We start from the raw sequence: 20,778 nt of genomic DNA, 5'->3' as shown, positions 1-20,778 counted from the left end.
TACAACTTCGATGCCAACAATGAAAAGTATTTTATTTTCAATGGGTTAACCTTAAAATAGCTTTAAGTAGCATTATTTCACTCGTTATTTTGTTGCTCTTTAGCAACAGTGAATAAAGCGATAAAATTAAAGTCTTAAAAAACAATGGGTTGGTTTTTATAAAAACACCACACGATCAGTGAAAAACCACTAACAAAGCGAGTTAATTAAACAAAAAGGAAGGTTAGTTGAGATTTATTTTGTTATAAATAAAAAACTATAATTAAAAAATAGATTTAAGTTACTGTTTTTAAATAGTTTAAAAATAAATTTAAGATGACGTTGAAAATTTACAGCCGCACAAGGCTATTTGTTGCAAAATGACGAAATCACGTGAGTATGCTGAGCTTATAATAGAAGCTTGTTCAACTTGATATGCCCCTAAACTATTTCAACTTCAAGCGCACTAGGGTCAATAAAGTGATCTCCCATTAACGCTTTCATTTGCTCTTCACTGGCAAATAATCGAATCCCACAACAGATACCGCTAGCATGTTTTTTTACACTGCATATTTGCCCCTCATGCTTAGTATCGCCATCAAATACAACCGTACAGCGCATGTCTTTTAACTCATCGAGTTCTTGGGTGGTTTTAATATCGAACATAACACCGGTGAGCGAAATGTCTTTTATAACCCCTTCAAAGGGAGGCTGCTCATCGGTTAATGTTAACTTAGCAGGAAACAACGTGGGTATGCGTGCTTGTGAGCGAAGCGCAAACAACTGTACTTGTGAAGGGTATTGAATAAACAACAATTTAGCAGGGTGAGAGGCAACAGACATAAGTTGCTGACGAAAAGCAATAATGTGCCCACCACTGCCCTCTATAAGCGCCCTTACCACCACCATAACACCATCACGCAGGAAATCACTTGCCATGGGGAGTCGCTTAGCGCTGGGATAGTTTAAAATAATAAATTTGTTTTCTAATAAACCAATAAACTCCGTTTTTACACGTCGGCTACTGGTTGGTGTCAGTATTTCTACATCGACTATGCCACCTGTGACGATTTGGTTTAACTTTTCCAAATTGGTTTTTTGCATAGTTCCTTCCTAATATTTAAAACCTTATCCGCGCCAAAATGTTGGGGTGAATAGCACTAACAGTGTAAATATCTCTAATCGGCCGAATACCATAGCGACTGTTAGTATCCATTTAGCGGCATCACTAATCGCACCATAATGAGAGGCTACGTCACCCAAACCTGGGCCCAAGTTATTAAGGCATGCTGCCGTCGCAGAGAATGCGGTAATGTTGTCTAACCCTGTGCCCATTAACGCTAACATTATAATAATAAAGACTAGTGCATAAGCTGAGAAAAAGCCCCATACCGCTTCAACTACTTTGTCGGGTAAGGCTTTACGCCCGAGTTTTATTGAATATATTGCTCGAGGATGTACTAAGCGGTTAAGCTCGCGCACCCCTTGCAAGTACAACAAAAACACACGAACAACTTTCATACCACCACCGGTAGAACCAGCACAGCCGCCAATAAAGCTAGAAAAAATAAGTAAAATAGGTAAAAACAACGGCCAAGCTGAAAAATTATCTGTGGCAAACCCTGCAGTACTACTAATAGACACCGCTTGAAACAACGCCTGATCGAGGGTTTCATCACCATTTGCATAAATATCATGAGACGAAAGCACAGTAAAGCAAATTACCACCAGCGCTAACTGAATACACAAGAATACTTTAAACTCAGGGTCGCGAATGTACACACTAATATTACGGCTTGCTACAGCGGCATAATGTAGTGAAAAGTTAATAGCGGCTATAATTAAAAAGAACACACAAATAAAGTTAATTACAGGGCTATCAAAGTGCCCCATTGACGCGTCATAAGTAGAAAAACCACCAATAGCAACTGTAGAAAAAGCATGGCATATAGCGTCAAACCAGTTCATCCCTGCGCTCCAATACGCCAAAGTACACGCAAGAGTAATAGATACGTAAATATACCAAAGGTGCTTAGCTGTATCGGCAATACGCGGGGTCATTTTGGAGTCTTTTACTGGGCCAGGAATTTCAGCTCGGTACAACTGCATGCCACCGACGCCAAGCATTGGCAGTATGGCTACTGCTAATACAATGATCCCCATCCCACCAAACCACTGTAATTGCTGGCGATAAAATAATACCGATTTAGGCAAGTATTCTATGCCAGTTAATACGGTCGCCCCTGTGGTAGTTAAGCCTGAGAAAGCTTCAAACACTGCATCGGCCAAAGAGAGGTTGGGTTCTTGTAAAAATATCAGCGGCAATGACGCAAACGCCCCTAGTACCAACCAAAACAAAACCACAATTAAGAAGCCTTCGCGTGCTTTTAAATCACCATGCTCATGCCTATTTGGATAGTAAGCCATTAAGCCAATAATAACGCTAAATATAAAGGCTAAAACAAACGGTACCCCTCCGCCATCTTTATAAATTAAAGACACGAGTGCTGGTGGCACCATTGTAATACTAAATAGCGCGACCAGTTGGCCAAGAATTTTTATGATGGTACGAAATTGCATTGAGCGTATCGCTTTTTTATTAGTAAATTAAAATAACTACTGTATGACTCGAAAATTTAATCTGTAGTGATTAAATAGGATGGATGTAAGACTATTACTCTTTGATTGTTAACTCAACTGCGCCGTGACTTAAATCAAAAATATCTTTGCATGCTTGCTGTGCTTGGCGGCTATCAATAGTAATACTCCACTCAATATTTGCCGTAAACTGCTTTTCAATATTAAGTACCTGAAAGTTGGTTTTTAAGTGCTGTTCTATTGCGCCTTGCATACTGTATTCACTAAAGCCAACCAGCTCAATGCTGGGTACTTTTACCACTGTTTGTAATTTTGCTAAGGCATTATTAAGTGAGCCACCATAAGCACGAACTAATCCACCGGTACCAAGCTTTATACCACCAAAATATCGTGTTACCACAGCAGTTACTTCACCTAGACCAGAGCCCACCAGCACGTTGAGCATAGGTTTACCGGCGGTGCCATTTGGCTCTCCATCGTCAGAAAAACCATAAACATGGCTTCCACCAGGATTACCCGCAACATGCGCCCAACAATTATGGCGTGCATCACTGTATTTTTCTTCAATGTTTTTAATAAAGGCTTTCGCAGAGTTTAAATCAGGCGTGTGGCCTATATGCACAATAAAGGTACTTTTTTTAATTTCTTCTTGATGAAAAACATCGTCGGCTGGGTATTTATATTCTGACATAGCGCTTACTTGGCTGTTAAATTAAAAATGGGGCCAACAGGCCCCTTTCGTGAATAATATAAACTGTTACTAGTTAAATATTAGTCGAGTAATAAATCACGCGTCATATTTTCTAGGCTGTCTTCGTGAACAATAATATTATCTTCAATACGAATGCCGCCAAATGGTTTAAACGCTTCTACTTTTTCCCAGTTAATAAACTGCTTGTTGTCTGTTTGTGCTAAATCACCCAACAAAGAGTCGATAAAGTACAAACCTGGCTCAATAGTAAACACTTGGTTTTTCTCAATTAAGCGAGTGCAGCGTAAAAATGGATGACCCTCTGGTGGTGCCTGATGTGCACCGGTTTCATCACGCATAAAGCCACCTACATCATGTACCTGTGCACCTAAATGATGCCCTAAGCCATGAGGAAAGAAGGTTGAGGTAATTTGACGCTCAACAATTTCAGCTGCAGGTAACTTAACAATATCAAAGTCACTTAGTAACTGTGCAATGCGGTTATGGCAGTCAATATGTAGCTCGCCATACAGTACACCTGGTTTTAAGCTTTTGCCTAACTCAATCTGATGCGCCGTCATTGCTTTAACTAGATCAGCAAACTCGCCTTGCTTTTTAAAGTCGTAGGTACGGGTAATATCTGCAGCATAACCATTAAAGTTAGCCCCCGCATCAATTAAAAATGAGTTATGTGTTTGCGGTGCTTTTGGCTCAAAATGGGTGTAGTGCAAAATAGCGCAGTTTTCGTTAAGGGCCACAATGTTGCCATATGGCATTTCATTTTCGCTCTGACGCGTTGCCATTAAGTACGCCTGCTGAATATCAAACTCGCTACCACCATTAAAAAACGCATCACGCGCCGCTTTGTGGCCATCTACCGCAATACGGTTCGCATTACGTAAACATTCAAGTTCATATTGCGTTTTATAAGCGCGGTGATAATGAATATAGTTAAGTACTGGCTCAGGATTCATAATGCTAAAACCAAGTGCTTGGGCCACTTCTAGGTATTCGCCAATGTAGGCAAATTTAGCTTTATCGTAAGGAAGTAGCTTTTCAACCTGATCAGGCTTTAGTAGCAATTCAATATCGAAGTACTCTGCCCAAAAATCTCTTGGTTCATCAGGTACCTTGTGCCAAAAGTCAATTGGACGATAAAAAATAAGCTTTGGCTTATCGCTACCATTTACCACAATCCAGCAATGCGGATTATCAATAACCGGTAACCACGCTTTAAAATGGGGGTTAACTTTAAACGGGTAATACATATCATCTAAAAATTGGCGCTTAGCTTGGCCTGAATGAATGACTAATCCTTCTAACCCTTCTTGCTCACAAATAGTACGTGTACGCTGCTGCAATGTTGCAATATGTTCGGCGTATAATACGGCTAATTTTTCCATAATAAACCCATCTGTTAAATTTAACTTGCTCTGAGTCTATCACTTATAAACAAAGCGCTCAAAAAAGAGGGATAGTTACCGTGTAAATATCCCTCTGCTGTTGTAGATTTATTTTTACTACCCGCCCATGGTCATCTCTAATAGTGGCGCGAGTAAATTCCCCTCTCGGCCAAGGCGAGTATGGTAAACCTGCCGATACGCAAATACGTTTTTTACGTAGTCTCGAGTTTCTCTATATGGAATAAGCTCAACCCATAACTCTGCAGGCATCGCTTCTTCTGGTAACCAACGCTTAATTCGATGATACCCGGCGTTATAGGATGCTGTTGCCAATACCTCATTACCGTGATTTTTCATTTTTAAATACTGTAAATAACGGGTGCCAAGTCGAATATTGGTTTTTGGCTGATACAACCGATGGTTAGATACATCGCCTTTGTTAATATATTTTGCGGTGCTTGGTAATAACTGCATTAACCCGCGTGCATTTGCATGAGAACGGGCATCGGGTGCAAATGAGCTTTCTCGACGCGCAATAGCGATACTCCAAGTTAAATCTATTTTGCTACGCTTACTGTAGCGCTCAAACATGTCTTGAAACGCAAATGGAAAACGCAAATCAACATAATCCCATGCTTTTATTTTTGCTAGGGTAAATATTGTACTATCAAACCAATCAAGTTCTGCCGCAAGCACTGACGCTGCTAGCTTTTCATCATCTTCAGAAGTGTTGGTTAAATAATTCCATTCACGTCTGGCCGCTGTAAATCGCTCAAGTTCATATAGTGCCTTAGCACGCTTAAAGCCTGGTGCATTACTGACTTTTGTCACTAAGGCTTGATTTACATTGACTGGTAGCTCATTTAAATCAACCGGTAACCCTAAGCGAGCAGCGGCTAAAAAACCGTAATAATCACGGTTAGCGGCTACCTTGCTCCAAATTGCCTTAGCTTTTTCATGCTCTGCGCGTTTGTCATAACTATAAGCAAGCCAATACTGTTGCCCTAAACTAAGATTTTCTTTACCGGTAAAAAATGCAGCAATGCCTTCCCAATCTTGAGTTTTAAGCATATTGGCTAGTTGCCATTGCATTAATTTACGATCTTGACGCGCTTTAGGGACTTTATTTAAATAAAAGCTCGCCTGGCTATGGCCGCTCGACGCCAACGACAGCGCAAAGGTATAATATACATCCGCCTTTTCATCATCAGCAAAATCAAACATGCCTTCAATTTTTTGCCACGCCTTTAATGCCAGCTCTTTATCACGCCAAATTAAACGCTTAATACCATAAAGCGCTATTTCCCCTTCTTTGGCTGTTTTACGTTTATAGCGGTAAAGGCCTGCAGCAGCACTAGGATCGCGCCTTACCTTGGAATATAAATCAGCTAAATAACGCTCCTTGGCTGGCAATAAGGTTTTTAAATAAGGCAATAAACGATAAGAGCCCCCTTGTGCCGCTAAAGTAACACGCTGCCACACAACATCAGGGGTTAAATAACCATTTTGTCGCCAACGCTTAAAAAGCCCGTCACATTCACTGGGCTGTGACTCGCCAACCGTCCAAATATCGGTTACCTGCGAGAGTATTGCTTTTTTAGGCGCACCAAGATCAAGCTGATAACTAAGGTGGGTACAACTAAGCTCAGTGTCAGAGGTTTCACGGTAGTTTTTAATAAATGCTGCTTTTTTATTTCTGCGCTTTAAATAATTTAACCATGCTTTGCGCACTGGCCACTCTAATGGAGTGTGTTCATAAATAGTGAGGAAGTTTTCTATTTCTGTTTGGTGTTTTAAACTGGGGTAGCGCTGCCAATAGGCTTTTTCTACATAGGGCTTAAGTGGGTAAGACAATGAGTCTACCGCTTCTTTAAAGCTATTGTAATCGCCATAGCGGGCTTGTTTTTCTGCATCTAAAAATGCATCAAGTTCGGTATTTGCGTTGGCAGAGGGGAAAGAGAAAAATAGAGTCGCTGCCGCTACGCTTAATAAGTATTTTTTCATAATGTCCTTTAGGGCATAGTAACCTTCAAGGCTGACGAAGTGTGGCGAAGAGTAAGTAAACAACAGCACATACACAGCTGTACTATTTATTCTAATAAAACCCAAGCTATGAACACTAAGACAGCGCAATAAAATGAATAAAGAAAACTTTCAAACCCACCTTAGCACCAAACCAGCTATATTTTAACCAGACGTTTGTAACCAAGATAAATTTTTCGTTGCATTTTTAATTTAAAGCAAGCACACTGGTCTGAATATGAACTCATCGTACCAGTCTTAGTTCATCAACTAGGGAGAATAATAATGTTATATAAAAGCGATTCCTTTGAAGTTAGCTTCGTGAAGGAAAACATCGCCGAGTTTAAGTTTTGTGCTACAGGTTCTGTAAACACATTATCTCAACAAACTCTTTCAGATTGCGCGGCAGCATTAAAAGAATTAGCCGCTAACACTGATATTAAAGGCATGATTTTTACCAGTGATAAAGACCACTTTATTATTGGTGCCGATATCTTCGAATTTTTACCTACTTTTACTAAGCCTGAAGCAGAATTAGTAACGTGGATCAAAGATGCAACTGACGTTTTTGATGCAATTGAAGACTTACCATTCCCAACACTCAGTGTTGTAAACGGCTTGGCGCTTGGCGGCGGCTGTGAGTGGGCACTTGCTACCGATTATCGTGTTGCAAGTGACTCAGCAAAAATGGGCTTACCAGAAGTTAAATTAGGCATAATGCCTGGTTTTGGCGGTACAGTGCGCCTTCCGCGCATTATTGGTGCCGATAACGCGATGATGTGGATCACCACAGGTAACGAAAATCGCGCTGCTGACGCCCTTAAAGTAGGTGCATTTGACGCGGTAGTTAGTGCCAACAAACTACAAGAGTCAAGTTTAGCAACACTAGAATTAGCGATTGCTGGCAAGCTAGATTGGCAAGCAAAACGCGCTGTAAAATTACAACCGCTTAAATTAAACCGTGTTGAGCAAGGCATGAGCTTTGCAATGGCAGAAGGTATGGTAATGGGTAAAACCAAAGGCCACTATCCTGCTCCAGTTATGGCAGTTCGCACTATTAAAGCAGCAGCAAACAGCTCACGCGCCGAAGCAATGGCGATTGAAAATGCCAACTTTGCAAAACTAGCACGTACTAGTGAAGCTGCTGCTCAAACGGGTATCTTTTTAGCAGACCAATACATTAAAGGTAAAGCACGTAAGTTTGCTAAACACAGCGATGTAGAAATTAAACAAGCGGCAGTATTAGGCGCAGGTATTATGGGTGGCGGTATTGCATACCAGTCTGCTTATAAAGGCACACCAATCATAATGAAAGACATCCAACAGGATGCGCTAGATTTAGGTATGGGTGAAGCATCTAAACTATTAGGTGCAAAAGTGAAGCGCGGCCACATGCCGATGGAAAAAATGCTAGCAACGCTTAGCAAAATCAAGCCAACGCTTAACGATGCAGACCTACAAAACGCCAACATTATTGTTGAAGCCGTAGTAGAAAACCCTAAAGTGAAGCAAGCCGTACTTGCTGATCTTGAAAAGAATATGCCAGAAGGCACGGTACTTACGTCAAATACATCGACTATTTGTATCGACCTACTTGCAGAAGCGCTTGATAAGCCAGAAAACTTCTGTGGTATGCACTTTTTCAACCCAGTACCAAAAATGCCATTAGTAGAAATTATCCGTGGTGCAAAAACCTCAGATAAAACGATTAATGCCGTGGTTGATTATGCCCTCAAACTAGGTAAATCACCGATTGTTGTTAACGATTGCCCAGGCTTTTTTGTAAACCGTGTTTTATTCCCTTACTTTGCTGGCTTTAGCAAACTAGTGGTTGAAGGCGCTAACTTTGCAAAAGTAGATAAAGTAATGGAAAACGTGTTTGGCTGGCCAATGGGCCCGGCTTACCTACTTGATGTTGTAGGTATTGATACGGCTTATCATTGTACTGGCGTAATGGCAGACGGTTTCCCTGAGCGTATGGCACGTGCAGATAAAGACCCAGTGACTGTTTTTGCTAACGAAAAACGTTTTGGTCAAAAGAACAAAGCAGGTTTCTATAAGTACGAAACAGATCGTCGCGGTCGTCTTAAAAAGTCACATGACCAAACAGCGATTGAACTACTTGCACCAATTACAGACGCACCAAAAGAATTTGATAAACAAGAAATCATTGACCGTTGTATGATCCCAATGATCAACGAAGTGCTACTTTGTTTACAAGAAGGCATTGTTGCTTCTCCTCAAGAAGCTGATATGGCACTTGTATACGGTGTTGGTTTCCCTCCATTTAGAGGCGGCGCGTTCCGTTACTTAGATCAAACAGGTTTAGCTAACTTTGTAGCAACTGCTGACAAATACGCTCACCTAGGTGCGATTTACCAAGTATCAGAGCAAACTCGCAAGTGGGCTGAAGAAGGCCGTGTTTTCTATAAGGTGGAAGGTTAATATCATGAATAATCCAGTAATTGTAGATTGTATCCGCACACCAATGGGTCGCTCAAAAGGCGGCGTATTTAAAAACAAACGTGCGGAAGACTTAAGCGCTCATTTAATGAAAGGCTTATTAGAACGTAATCCGGCAGTTGACCCTGCGTCAATTGACGATATTTATTGGGGCTGTGTACAGCAAACATTAGAGCAAGGCTTTAACGTTGCACGTAACGCATCTCTACTTGCAGGCATTCCACATTCAGTGCCAGCAACCACAGTTAACCGTTTATGTGGCTCATCAATGCAAGCATTGCATGACGCTGTTCGCGCAATTATGACTGGCGCTGGCGACACATACCTAATTGGTGGTGTTGAGCACATGGGTCACGTACCTATGACTCACGGTAACGACTTTCACCCTGGCCTAGCTACATCAATTGCACAAGCATCTGGCTCTATGGGTTTAACCGCTGAGTACCTTGCAACGCTTCACGGTATTAGCCGTGAGCAACAAGATGAGTTTGCTTACCGCTCGCATCAACGTGCACATGCTGCAACAGTTGAAGGCCGTTTCCGCCGCGAAATTTTAGCAATGGAAGGTCACGATGCTGACGGTTCACTTATTCTTGTTGAAGATGATGAAGTAATTCGTCCAGAGACAACAGTTGAAGGTTTATCGCAGCTGCGTCCAGTATTTAACCCTGCTACGGGCTCTGTTACTGCGGGCACATCTTCTGCACTTTCTGACGGCGCATCAGCCATGTTAGTAATGAGCGAAGAAAAAGCAAAAGAATTGGGCTTACCAATTCGTGCACGTATTCGTGCTATGGCTGTTGCCGGTTGCGATCCATCAATCATGGGTTACGGTCCAGTACCTGCAAGTAAAAAAGCATTAGCACAAGCCGGTATTACCATTGATGACATTGACGTAGCTGAGCTTAACGAAGCATTCGCAGCACAATCACTGCCTGTACTTAAAGATCTAGGTTTAGCAGACGTGGTTGACGAAAAAGTGAATTTAAACGGCGGCGCTATCGCACTTGGTCACCCTCTGGGTTGTTCGGGTTCACGTATTAGCACCTCGCTTATTCACTTAATGGAAGACAAAAACGCAAAATACGGTTTGGCAACTATGTGTATTGGTTTAGGCCAAGGCATTGCCACTGTATTTGAACGTGTTCAAGACTAATTAGTTTTTAACATGTAAAACCATCTTGGTGATTAAAAGGCGAACTAGCGCAAGTTAGTTCGCCTTTTTTATGCCACCAGCTTTTGCAGGTTTAAAATGAATAATATGATCGGGTGCATTAAACTTATTTCAGATTATCTATTAATAAGTTGAGCTGTTTTGTTATACGTAAAATAGTTAACCAACAGCTTTATTTACGCTAAACTACCCGACCTAACCAAGCCGCGACTATTTTTACAGGTAATTTTTATGAGCTTTGATAACCCCGATCACCAATTAGATGCCATCGGCCTTCGTTGCCCAGAGCCGGTGATGATGGTACGCGCTGCGATTCGTAAAATGAGCGATGGTGAAACACTGCTTATTATTGCCGACGACCCTTCAACCACCCGCGACATCCCCAGCTTTTGTACCTTTATGGATCACACGCTAGTGGCTAAAGAAGTTGAAGAATCACCGTATAGATATGTGGTGAAGAAAGGGTTGTAATCAGCTATCAGCTATCAGCTATCAGCTATCAGCTATCAGCTATCAGCTATCAGCTATCAGCTATCAGCTATCAGCTATCAGCTATCAGCTATCAGCTATCAGCTATCAGCTATCAGCTATCAGCTATCAGCTATCAGCTATCAGCTATCAGCTAAAAATTAAAAAACCGTGTTTGTTAAATCAAGCACGGTTTTTTATTTTATATTTAAGCTAACGACTGACTGCTTATAGCTTACTGCTCTTACTTCTTAGTTATCGTTACTTGCGGCTTATCGTAGTCACTAAAATCAATGCTGACTATGTACGACCCTTTGATTGCGGGTGTGTAGCTAAAGTAATTATAAATGGTATTACAATCGGCGCGCGTTGATTGGCCAAGTGTTAGGCTTTGTCCTGATGGCTGTGAATCGCTGTAGCCACAGTTAAAACCTTCACTAAAATCTGCATCGGCTATTTTAAACTCGTACACTTTACCTGGGGTCGAAAATTTAACTTGGGCTTGGTAAAGCGAAGGGCCGACTTGTTTAAATTGATATTGAGGTTCTGCATCCCATAATGTGAAATCCCCTCTTAAATAAATACTGCGATCCAATTCTTGCTGCGGCAACACGTCGTTAATCGAAATTTGGCTGGTACAGGCCGTAAGTAAACCAGCCATTGCTAACGTTAAAATTCGTTTTATAGAGATCATCATTTGTATCCTTTGCATACAGTGAATACTAAAAAGCCAGCATAATGCTGGCTTTTTAAATAGCTATAAGCTGTTATTTTTGTAACACAGAAATATCTGCAATTTCTAAAAATAACCCGCTAAGCTGGCTTAAAAGCGCAAGACGGTTTTGCTTAACTGCTTCATCGTCAGCCATTACCATGACATTGTCAAAAAAGTTATCAACACTCTCACGAATGCCTGCTAATTGGCTCAATGCCTCTTGGTAGTTTCCATCGCTGTACAGTGGTGCTAAATCAGTGGCAAATTTTGCAACTTGCGAAGCAAGCACTTTTTCAGCATCATCACTTAATAAGCTCTGATCAACATCACCTTGCGTTGTAATGTTATTTTTAGCCAGAATATTACTTACACGCTTATTAGCCGCTGCAAGCGATTCTGCGGCGTCTAATGTACGGAAATGACTTACGGCTTTAACTCGGCGATCAAAATCAACAGGCTTGGTTGGACGACGCGCCAGTACGGCTTGAATCACATCTACTTCAATACCTTCATCTTGATACCAAGCACGGAAACGCCCTAGCATAAAGTCAAACACATCTGTTGATACATTTAGGTTAGTTAGCTTTTCACCAAACAGAGTTTGTGATTTAGCAACCAGGTCTAAAATATCAAGCGGTAGCTGTTTTTCTACCATGATACGTAATGCACCAATAGCAGCACGACGAAGTGCAAATGGGTCTTTATCACCTTTTGGTGCTTGGCCTATACCAAAAATACCCACCAGCGTATCAAACTTATCGGCAATGGCGACTGCACAGCTGATCAAATTAGTTGGTAAGTTATCACCGGCAAAACGTGGCATGTATTGTTCGTTTTGTGCCACTGCAACTTCTTCTGCTTCACCATCGTGACGCGCGTAATGCATTCCCATTACACCTTGTACGTCGGTAAATTCCATTACCATTTCGGTCATTAAGTCTGTTTTACTTAATAAGCCTGCACGCGCTGCTAGCTCTTTGTCGGCACCAAGTTGCTCGGCAATGTAACCAGCTAGTTCACTAATACGCTGTGACTTGTCTTTAAGCGTACCAAGTTGTTTTTGGAACAATACGCTATCAAGAGACTCTAAACGGCTTTCTAATGTTTTCTTTTTATCTGTTTCAAAGAAGAACTGTGCATCAGCTAAACGCGGGCGCACTACTTTTTCGTTACCAGAAATAACTACACTAGGATCTTTACTTTCGATGTTAGAGACAAACAAAAACTTATTTAAAAGTTTGCCGTCTTGATCTAATAACGGAAAGTATTTCTGATCGTCTTTCATGGTGTAAATAAGCGCTTCAGCAGGTACATCTAAAAATGCTTCTTCAAATGTGGCTGTTAGCGTTACTGGCCATTCTACCAATGAAGTAACTTCTTCAAGTAAGTCTTCATCCATAGCAACAACGGCATTAACTGCTTTGGCTGCATCTTCTATTTGCGCGCGAATCTGTGCTTTACGCTGTTCGTAGTCAGCAACAACGTAAGCTGATTTAAGTACATCAAACACATCATCAGCATGATCAATGCTAATTTTTTCAGGGTGATGAAAACGATGGCCTTGCAATTGATTACTCACTTGCTTACCAAGAATTTCACCCTCAACCAGTTCACTACCGAATAAAATAGTTACCGTATGCACAGGACGAATAAATTGTGTTTTATTCGCACCCCAACGCATTGGTTTAGGGATAGGTAGTTTAGCTAGCGCTTTGCTTATAGCGTCGGTCATTAACGTTTTGGTTTCTTGCCCTGCTACTTTAGCTATGTGCAATAACCATGCGCCCTTATCTGTTTCTAGTGTTTGCGCATCTTTTACTTCAATACCACAACCACGAGCCCAACCCATGGCTGCTTTAGTTGGGTTACCCTCAGCATCAAAAGCGGCTTTAGTTGCAGGGCCACGTTTTTCAACTTCTTTGTCCTGTTGTTTAGCTTCAAGTGCTTTTACTTGTAAACCTAAACGACGTGGCGATGCATACCAGTTCACACCTTGGTGACCTAGTTCTAGACTTTCTAATTCTGCTGTTAAGTTTGCAGCAAAGGCTTCGGCTAATTTACGAAGTGCTTTTGGTGGCAACTCTTCGGTGCCAATTTCTACTAATAAATTTTCTGCTGACATGCTTACTTATCCTTACACAGCGGGAAACCAAGTGCTTCACGTGCATCGTAATAACTTTGTGCACACGCTTTTGATAACGCACGAACGCGTAAAATATAACGTTGACGCTCAGTTACTGAAATAGCATGACGTGCGTCTAATAAGTTAAATGCGTGCGATGCTTTCATTACTTGCTCGTAGGCTGGTAATGGTAGGCTTGCTTCAATTAGCTTTTGGCTCTCAGCTTCACATTTATCAAACTGTTCAAATAAGTCGGCTACGTTTGCATGTTCAAAGTTATAGGTTGATTGCTCAACTTCATTTTGATGGAACACATCACCGTAAGTTACGCGCCCAAATGGACCGTCTGCCCATACTAGGTCGTAAATGCTATCTACGCCTTGAATGTACATTGCTAAACGCTCTAGGCCGTAAGTAATCTCACCCGTTACCGGTGAGCATTCTAAACCGCCCACCTGCTGGAAGTAAGTAAACTGCGTTACTTCCATACCATTTAACCAAATTTCCCAACCTAGGCCCCACGCACCTAATGTAGGTGATTCCCAGTTATCTTCTACAAAGCGAACTTCGTCAGTTAAGGTATCAATACCTACAGCAGCTAAAGAACCTAAGTAAAGCTCTTGAATATTGTCTGGTGATGGTTTTAACACAACTTGGAATTGGTAGTAATGTTGTAAGCGGTTTGGGTTTTCACCGTAACGACCATCGGTAGGACGACGACACGGTTGAACGTATGCGCTCGACATTGGCTCTGGGCCAATTGATTTTAAAAATGTTTGCGGGTGAAATGTCCCTGCGCCCACTTCCATGTCAAGTGGTTGAATAATGACACAGCCTTGCTGTGCCCAATAATCCTGTAAAGCCAGGATCAAACCTTGAAAGGTTTTAACGTCATATTTTTGCATATTTTGGCTTTTTACTATCTGAGAAGTAGCGTGAAAATTACCCTCAGTATACCTTGTGCACACTCAGGTTTTAAGCAGTTTGTGCGTTTGAAAAAATAAAAAAGGAGCCTAAGGCTCCTTTTTTGTGATTACGATAATGTTTTATACGTCTAAGTTAACCACACGCAGTGCGTTCGTTTCAATAAACTCACGACGCGGCTCAACTTGATCGCCCATTAATGTGGCAAATAATTGATCCGCTGCAACAGCATCTTCAATTGTTACTTGCAACATACGGCGTGCGCTAGGATCCATGGTGGTTTCCCAAAGCTGACTTGGGTTCATTTCACCTAGTCCTTTGTAGCGTTGAATGTAGATCCCACGCTTAGACTCTGCGATCAACCATTCCAATGCATCCACAAAGTTATCAACAGGTTTTGTTTTCTCACCACGTTGGATATATGCACCCTCAGTGATGATATTAGCAATGTTTTTACCAGTTACAGCAATACGTTGGTAGTCTCTTGATGTAATAAAGTCATAATGAAGTACGTGTGCTTTATCCACACCATGCTGACGAATATTCACAACTGGATAATACAAGTTACGCTCTGTATCGTGCTCAGTTCCCGCATGGAAAATAGTTGCATCTTCATCACGTTCAATTAAGTCATCAACCAGCTCTTTAGTCCAAGCAACTACCTTAGCTTCGTCTGAAAGGTGTTCTTTTTTCAGCTCACTTTGGTAAATCAAACGGTTCATAACTGTGTTCGGATACTTACGCTTTAAGCGCTCGATAACTTTAACCGTGTTTTGATAATCGTGAACAATTGACTCTAATGCTTCACCATCAACTGCTTCAGCACTATCACTAGTGTACAGTGCTGCATTGCTTAGCGCTAAAGATGTAAGGTAATCAACTAATGCTGGATCATCTTTAATATAACGCTCTTGCTTACCTTTTTTCACTTTATAAAGTGGAGGCTGAGCAATATAAATGTAACCACGTTCAACAATTTCCGGCATTTGACGGTAGAAAAATGTTAGTAGCAAAGTACGAATGTGAGAACCATCCACGTCGGCATCGGTCATGATAATGATGCGATGATAACGTAATTTTTCAGGGTCATACTCGTCACGGCCAATACCACAACCTAATGCAGTAATTAGCGTTGCCACTTCTTGCGAAGATAACATTTTATCAAAACGTGCTTTTTCTACGTTTAAGATTTTACCTTTAAGCGGAAGAATCGCTTGATTCTTACGGTTACGACCCTGCTTGGCTGAACCGCCAGCTGAGTCACCCTCCACTATGTATAGTTCAGATTGGGCTGGATCTTTTTCTTGGCAATCCGCTAGTTTACCCGGTAAACCAGCTAAATCCATAGCACCTTTACGGCGGGTCATTTCACGTGCTTTACGGGCTGCTTCACGCGCGCGTGCTGCATCAATAATTTTGCCAACAACAATTTTTGCATCCATTGGGTTTTCTAATAAAAACTCAGTGAATTTTTCAGCCATTGCTTGCTCAACCGCAGACTTAACTTCACTAGATACTAGCTTGTCTTTTGTCTGTGATGAGAATTTAGGATCAGGTACTTTAACACTAACAACAGCCGTTAAGCCTTCACGAGCATCATCGCCCGTTGCGTTACTGGTTGTTTTAGCTTTTTTGTTAAAGCCTTCTTTTTCCATGTAGTTATTCAGCGTACGTGTTAGCGCAGATCTAAAACCAGCTAAGTGAGTACCACCATCACGTTGTGGAATGTTATTAGTAAAACAGTAAATGTTTTCTTGGAACGCATCATTCCACTGCATTGATACTTCTACACTAATACCGTCTTCTTCACGTTCGTGAGTAAAGTGGAATACCCCTTTGTGTACAGGCGTTTTATTACGGTTTAAGTATTCAACGAACGCTCTAATACCACCTTCGTATTTAAAATGGTCACTCTTATTTTCTTCGCGCTCATCATTTAAAATGATGCTTACACCTGAGTTCAAAAACGATAACTCGCGTAAACGCTTAGCTAAAATATCGTAATGGAAATCTAGGTTAGTAAACGTTTCTGCACTTGGCCAAAAACGTAACTCAGTACCGGTTGTTTCAGAATCACCAATAGCTGCAAGTGGTGCATCTGGAACACCCATAGTGTAAAACTGCTCGTAAAGTTTACCTTCACGACGAATAGTTAGTTTTAACTTTTCTGATAATGCATTTACTACCGATACACCAACACCGTGTAAGCCACCTGATACTTTATAAGAGTTATCATCAAACTTACCACCAGCATGTAATACCGTCATAATAACTTCAGCTGCAGATACACCTTCTTCTTCATGTATAGAAGTAGGAATACCACGGCCGTTATCTCTTACAGATACCGAACCGTCTAAGTGAATTGTGACAAATATATCATCACAGTGACCTGCTAAGGCCTCATCGATAGAGTTATCAACGACCTCAAACACCATGTGGTGTAAGCCCGTACCATCATCGGTGTCCCCTATATACATACCAGGACGCTTTCTTACTGCATCTAATCCTTTAAGTACTTTAATACTCGACGAATCATAATTCTCAGACATGGTTAATCCCACTTATCTTGTTATTAGGTTGCCATGTTTCACGTGGAACATTTTTAGTTCTCGTTTCATGGGTTCCACCACAGCAGAAATACTTTCAGATAAAATTGAAGAAATAAATATTTGAGAACTGCAATGTGTCAATAACTGACCCACTTTCTCTTTTGTATCTTCGCTTAGCTCTGAAGGTAAATCATCTATTAGCAATATAGATTGCTTATCTGTCTCTGACTCAATCAAACTATTTTGCGTTACTTTTAACGCATACAACAATAGCTTTAACTGCCCGCGTGAGAATACATTCTCAACACTGCTGCCAGCGACACTAAAACTAAAATCAGCCTTATGAGGGCCTTTACTAGTAAAGCCTTGGCGAGCATCTCGCTCAAAGCTTTGCTCTAACGCATCAGAAAGAGATTCGGCCTCTTTCCAGCCTGCATTAAAGCTAATTTCTAGATCGCGTATTAGCGTTAATTCTGCACACATTTTATCAAAAAACTGCTGCTTAAACCTAGTTATATACGCGATTCTTAATTTATTTATTTGTTCAGCCAGTCTAACAAATTCTTTATCCCAAAACTTGATTTGGTCAAAATAATTCTTAGGCTTAGATTTCAACAATGCATTGCGCTGTTTTAGCACTTTATTAAACGATTGCCACAAGAAAAAAAACTCATGTTCCACGTGGAACAAACCTAAGTCTAAAAACTTTCTGCGCTCTTTAGGGCCACCAAAAAATAATGAATAGCTTTCTGGTGTGATAACTTGCACAGGCATAAGTTGAGCAAGTTCAGATACTTTTCGACTCGCCTTACCCTGTATTTTTAAATTGGTTTCACCCGTTTGGGTTTTACTTATCCCTATTGGAATAGATAAATCGTGTAACGCTTTTCGGCCATGAATAACAAACTGATCTTGTTGATGAGCGATGATGCTTTTATGTTTAGAGGTTCGGAAAGATTTGCCGTGAGAAAGGTAATAAATAGCCTCTAAAAGGCTGGTTTTTCCGCTGCCGTTTTCACCATAAATTATATTAACGCCATTAACTGGTTCTAGCGTCAGTGCCTCAATATTACGAAAATATTTGAGGCTCAAATGACTTAAGCTCATTATGTATTTATGATCTTATAAACGCATTGGCATAACAACGTACATAGCTTCTTCATCGCCAGCACCTTCTATAAGTGCACTACTGTTTGAATCGGCAAGGGTAAATAATACATCTTCGGTTTTTAATGTATTTAATACATCTAATACATAAGAGACATTAAAGCCTATTTCTAGGTCATCACCCTCGTACATTACTTCAACCACTTCTTCAGCTTGCTCTTGCTCTGGGTTGTTGGCTGTAATTTTTAATAAACCGTTTGATAAATTTAAGCGTACACCACGAAACTTTTCGTTCGATAAAATCGACACACGCTGAAACGCATTACGAAGCCATTCACGATTCGCGGTAATTACCTTATCGCCACCGCGCGGCAAAACACGACGGTAATCAGGGAATCGACCATCAACTAATTTACTCGTAAAGGTAAATTCAATATCAATAATACGAATGTGGTTGGCACCAAACTGAATAGTTACCAGCTCTTGATCAGCAACCATTAGACGCATAATTTCTTGCACGCCTTTGCGCGGTATAATTAATTGGCGCTGTGTATTTAACGACTGACCTAGTTGTTTTTGTGCAATAGCTAAACGGTGCCCATCAGTGGCAACTGTTTTTATATCGCTGTTATCAACTTCAAACGACATGCCGTTTAAGTAATAACGCACATCTTGGTTTGCCATTGAAAAGTGTGTGCTTTCAAGTAATTTACGCAACTCTAAACGCGTTAGTTGAAACTCAACCTCACCATCCCACTGCTCTAAATTAGGAAAATCTTCAGCAGCTAAAGTGGTCAATGAAAAACGACTTTTACCACTGGTTAAAAGTAGCTGATGGTCTTGCAAGCTTAAAGTAAGATCAGAGCCATCCGGTAAACTTTTACAAATATCGAGTAATTTTTTAGCCGGCAATGTAAGTTTAGTATCGGCAACATCGTCACCCACAAATACACTCGCCACTAATTCAATTTCAAGGTCGGTCCCTGTCATTGAAAGCTGGCCATTTTCTACCACGAGCAATACGTTAGATAAAATAGGTAACGTATGCTTACGCTCAATGGCACCCGATACTTGTACCAATGGTTTTAAAAATTGTTCTCTTGATATTGTTATTTGCATAATAAAGTCAGCCCTAAGATGACAATGTTCTTATTAAGTTTTGGTAATCTTCTTTAATCTCGTGGCTTTCGTCACGTAATGATTTAACTTTGCGACACGCGTGCAGTACTGTTGTATGGTCACGCCCACCAAAAGCATCCCCAATCTCAGGTAAACTGTGATTAGTGAGTTCTTTAGATAATGCCATGGCAACTTGGCGAGGCCTTGCTATAGAGCGGCTACGGCGCTTAGACAGTAAATCAGATACACGTATTCTATAGTATTCAGCAACCGTACGTTGAATGTTGTCTATGGTGACTAGTTTGTCTTGCAGCGCTAATAAATCACGCAGTGCTTCTTTTACAAAGTCGATAGAAATTGGGCGACCGGTAAAGTTTGCGTTAGCAATTACACGGTTTAATGCCCCTTCAAGCTCACGTACGTTTGAGCGTAATTTTTTAGCAATAAAAAATGCCACTTCATGCGGTAAGTTAATTTTACTTTGCTGGGCTTTTTTCATCAAAATAGCAACGCGAGTTTCAAGCTCTGGCGGCTCAATCGCGATGGTTAATCCCCAACCAAAACGAGATTTAAGGCGATCTTCAACCCCTTCAATCTCTTTAGGGTAACGGTCAGAGGTTAAAATAATTTGTTGGTTACCTTCTAATAATGCATTAAAGGTATGAAAGAATTCTTCTTGAGAACGTTCTTTATTAGCAAAAAATTGAATGTCATCAATCATTAATGCGTCAACACTACGGTAATAACGCTTAAACTCTTCGATCGCATTATTTTGCAGTGCTTTAACCATGTCTTGAACGAAACGTTCTGAATGCATGTAAACAATTTTAGCATCGGGCTTATTGGCCATAATACCGTTGCCTACCGCATGTAATAAATGCGTCTTACCTAAGCCTGTACCACCGTAAATAAATACAGGGTTAAATGCAGAGCCAGGGTTGTCTGCTACCTGAGTGGCAGCCGCTTTTGCTAATTGGTTAGATTTACCCTCAACAAAGCTATCAAAGGTGTAGTTTTCTTTAATGTTTGATTTATAACCAGATTTAGGAGCTGGTTCTACAACCGGTTTTTGTTCTCGAGGTTGTTGTTTTGCCGTTGATTGCGTGCTTGGCGCTGATTGTGTTTCAACCACCGGTGCAGCTTGTGCATTTAATAGCGGCTTACTACCTACATCAAAACGTAACTCGGGTGCTTCTACACCACAAATTTCTACCAATAATTCATTTATTCTATTTAAGTACTTCTCTCTCACCCAATCAAGTACGAAACGATTAGGCGCATAAATCGTCAAGGTATCTTCGGTACTTTCTGCTTGAAGTGGTCTGACCCACATACTGAATTGCTGCGAAGGCAACTCATCTTGCAATACATATAAACAACTTTGCCAAACCGACAGATACACAGTAAAACTCCCAGAGATATAATTTTTATTCCCGCACATCAA

The 20,778-nt window shown here is 40.9% G+C and carries 15 protein-coding genes; 3 read left to right on the top strand and 12 right to left on the bottom strand.

The window, feature by feature from the left end; translation table 11 throughout:
• Window positions 1-420 precede the first annotated feature (420 nt).
• From FLM54_RS00075 to FLM54_RS00055, 5 genes are all read right to left on the bottom strand, one after another.
• Window positions 421-1,083, bottom strand: coding sequence for a flagellar brake protein (locus FLM54_RS00075; protein ID WP_178954449.1), 663 nt, complete (start codon window positions 1,081-1,083; stop codon window positions 421-423).
• Window positions 1,084-1,107: 24 nt separating this feature from the next.
• Window positions 1,108-2,559: a TrkH family potassium uptake protein gene (locus FLM54_RS00070; RefSeq protein ID WP_178954447.1), complete on the bottom strand. Its 1,452-nt coding sequence runs from the start codon at window positions 2,557-2,559 to the stop codon at window positions 1,108-1,110.
• Window positions 2,560-2,653: 94 nt separating this feature from the next.
• Window positions 2,654-3,268, bottom strand: coding sequence for a YigZ family protein (locus FLM54_RS00065; RefSeq protein ID WP_076920146.1), 615 nt, complete (start codon window positions 3,266-3,268; stop codon window positions 2,654-2,656).
• Window positions 3,269-3,348: 80 nt separating this feature from the next.
• Complete coding sequence (gene pepQ / locus FLM54_RS00060; protein ID WP_010392729.1) at window positions 3,349-4,671, bottom strand: Xaa-Pro dipeptidase; 1,323 nt, start codon at window positions 4,669-4,671, stop codon at window positions 3,349-3,351.
• 117 nt (window positions 4,672-4,788) lie between these two features.
• Window positions 4,789-6,675: a transglycosylase SLT domain-containing protein gene (locus tag FLM54_RS00055; protein ID WP_178954446.1), complete on the bottom strand. Its 1,887-nt coding sequence runs from the start codon at window positions 6,673-6,675 to the stop codon at window positions 4,789-4,791.
• 303 nt (window positions 6,676-6,978) lie between these two features.
• Here FLM54_RS00055 and fadB point away from each other — a divergent pair, with 303 nt between their 5' ends.
• The 3 genes from fadB (at window position 6,979) to tusA (ending at window position 10,801) form a co-directional block, all read left to right on the top strand.
• Entirely contained in the window at window positions 6,979-9,138 is a 2,160-nt protein-coding gene (gene fadB / locus FLM54_RS00050) for a fatty acid oxidation complex subunit alpha FadB (RefSeq protein WP_178954444.1), read from the top strand.
• A gap of 4 nt (window positions 9,139-9,142) precedes the next feature.
• Entirely contained in the window at window positions 9,143-10,312 is a 1,170-nt protein-coding gene (fadA, locus tag FLM54_RS00045; protein ID WP_178954442.1) for an acetyl-CoA C-acyltransferase FadA, read from the top strand.
• 249 nt (window positions 10,313-10,561) lie between these two features.
• A complete protein-coding gene (gene tusA / locus FLM54_RS00040; protein ID WP_008112953.1) occupies window positions 10,562-10,801 on the top strand; it encodes a sulfurtransferase TusA in 240 nt (79 codons plus the stop codon).
• A 241-nt stretch (window positions 10,802-11,042) separates the two neighbouring features.
• Here tusA and FLM54_RS00035 read toward each other — a convergent pair whose 3' ends face one another.
• From FLM54_RS00035 to dnaA, 7 genes are all read right to left on the bottom strand, one after another.
• Window positions 11,043-11,492, bottom strand: coding sequence for a hypothetical protein (locus FLM54_RS00035; protein ID WP_138571045.1), 450 nt, complete (start codon window positions 11,490-11,492; stop codon window positions 11,043-11,045).
• A gap of 73 nt (window positions 11,493-11,565) precedes the next feature.
• Window positions 11,566-13,635, bottom strand: a complete 2,070-nt coding sequence (gene glyS, locus FLM54_RS00030) for a glycine--tRNA ligase subunit beta (RefSeq protein ID WP_178954440.1) — start codon at window positions 13,633-13,635, stop codon at window positions 11,566-11,568.
• A 2-nt stretch (window positions 13,636-13,637) separates the two neighbouring features.
• Window positions 13,638-14,540, bottom strand: a complete 903-nt coding sequence (glyQ, locus tag FLM54_RS00025; RefSeq protein WP_010392717.1) for a glycine--tRNA ligase subunit alpha — start codon at window positions 14,538-14,540, stop codon at window positions 13,638-13,640.
• Window positions 14,541-14,681: 141 nt separating this feature from the next.
• Window positions 14,682-17,108 carry a DNA topoisomerase (ATP-hydrolyzing) subunit B gene (gene gyrB / locus FLM54_RS00020; protein WP_178954438.1) on the bottom strand — a complete coding sequence of 809 codons (2,427 nt, stop codon included), beginning with the start codon at window positions 17,106-17,108 and terminating at the stop codon, window positions 14,682-14,684.
• A gap of 12 nt (window positions 17,109-17,120) precedes the next feature.
• Window positions 17,121-18,215 carry a DNA replication/repair protein RecF gene (gene recF, locus FLM54_RS00015; RefSeq protein WP_055013149.1) on the bottom strand — a complete coding sequence of 365 codons (1,095 nt, stop codon included), beginning with the start codon at window positions 18,213-18,215 and terminating at the stop codon, window positions 17,121-17,123.
• Between the two features lie 15 nt (window positions 18,216-18,230).
• The gene (dnaN, locus tag FLM54_RS00010; protein WP_008112965.1) at window positions 18,231-19,334 is read right to left on the bottom strand and encodes a DNA polymerase III subunit beta; all 1,104 of its coding nucleotides are present in this window, start codon (window positions 19,332-19,334) and stop codon (window positions 18,231-18,233) included.
• 13 nt (window positions 19,335-19,347) lie between these two features.
• Window positions 19,348-20,736 (bottom strand): chromosomal replication initiator protein DnaA, encoded by a 1,389-nt coding sequence (dnaA, locus tag FLM54_RS00005; protein ID WP_024601489.1) that lies wholly within the window; start codon window positions 20,734-20,736, stop codon window positions 19,348-19,350.
• Window positions 20,737-20,778 lie beyond the last annotated feature (42 nt).

The sequence above is a fragment of the Pseudoalteromonas sp. Scap25 genome, from assembly GCF_013394125.1.
Lineage (GTDB): Bacteria > Pseudomonadota > Gammaproteobacteria > Enterobacterales > Alteromonadaceae > Pseudoalteromonas.
Note: the sequence above shows the minus strand (reverse complement) of the source record. Positions and strands in the feature narration are given on the sequence as shown.

Coding starts and splice junctions, on each gene's coding strand:
- FLM54_RS00065 (WP_076920146.1), bottom strand. CDS start 3,268: ATGTCAGAATATAAATACCCAGCCGACGATGTTTTTCATCAAGAAGAA.
- FLM54_RS00055 (WP_178954446.1), bottom strand. CDS start 6,675: ATGAAAAAATACTTATTAAGCGTAGCGGCAGCGACTCTATTTTTCTCT.
- tusA (WP_008112953.1), top strand. CDS start 10,562: ATGAGCTTTGATAACCCCGATCACCAATTAGATGCCATCGGCCTTCGT.
- pepQ (WP_010392729.1), bottom strand. CDS start 4,671: ATGGAAAAATTAGCCGTATTATACGCCGAACATATTGCAACATTGCAG.
- FLM54_RS00070 (WP_178954447.1), bottom strand. CDS start 2,559: ATGCAATTTCGTACCATCATAAAAATTCTTGGCCAACTGGTCGCGCTA.
- glyQ (WP_010392717.1), bottom strand. CDS start 14,540: ATGCAAAAATATGACGTTAAAACCTTTCAAGGTTTGATCCTGGCTTTA.
- glyS (WP_178954440.1), bottom strand. CDS start 13,635: ATGTCAGCAGAAAATTTATTAGTAGAAATTGGCACCGAAGAGTTGCCA.
- FLM54_RS00075 (WP_178954449.1), bottom strand. CDS start 1,083: ATGCAAAAAACCAATTTGGAAAAGTTAAACCAAATCGTCACAGGTGGC.
- recF (WP_055013149.1), bottom strand. CDS start 18,215: ATGAGCTTAAGTCATTTGAGCCTCAAATATTTTCGTAATATTGAGGCA.
- fadA (WP_178954442.1), top strand. CDS start 9,143: ATGAATAATCCAGTAATTGTAGATTGTATCCGCACACCAATGGGTCGC.
- gyrB (WP_178954438.1), bottom strand. CDS start 17,108: ATGTCTGAGAATTATGATTCGTCGAGTATTAAAGTACTTAAAGGATTA.
- fadB (WP_178954444.1), top strand. CDS start 6,979: ATGTTATATAAAAGCGATTCCTTTGAAGTTAGCTTCGTGAAGGAAAAC.
- FLM54_RS00035 (WP_138571045.1), bottom strand. CDS start 11,492: ATGATCTCTATAAAACGAATTTTAACGTTAGCAATGGCTGGTTTACTT.
- dnaN (WP_008112965.1), bottom strand. CDS start 19,334: ATGCAAATAACAATATCAAGAGAACAATTTTTAAAACCATTGGTACAA.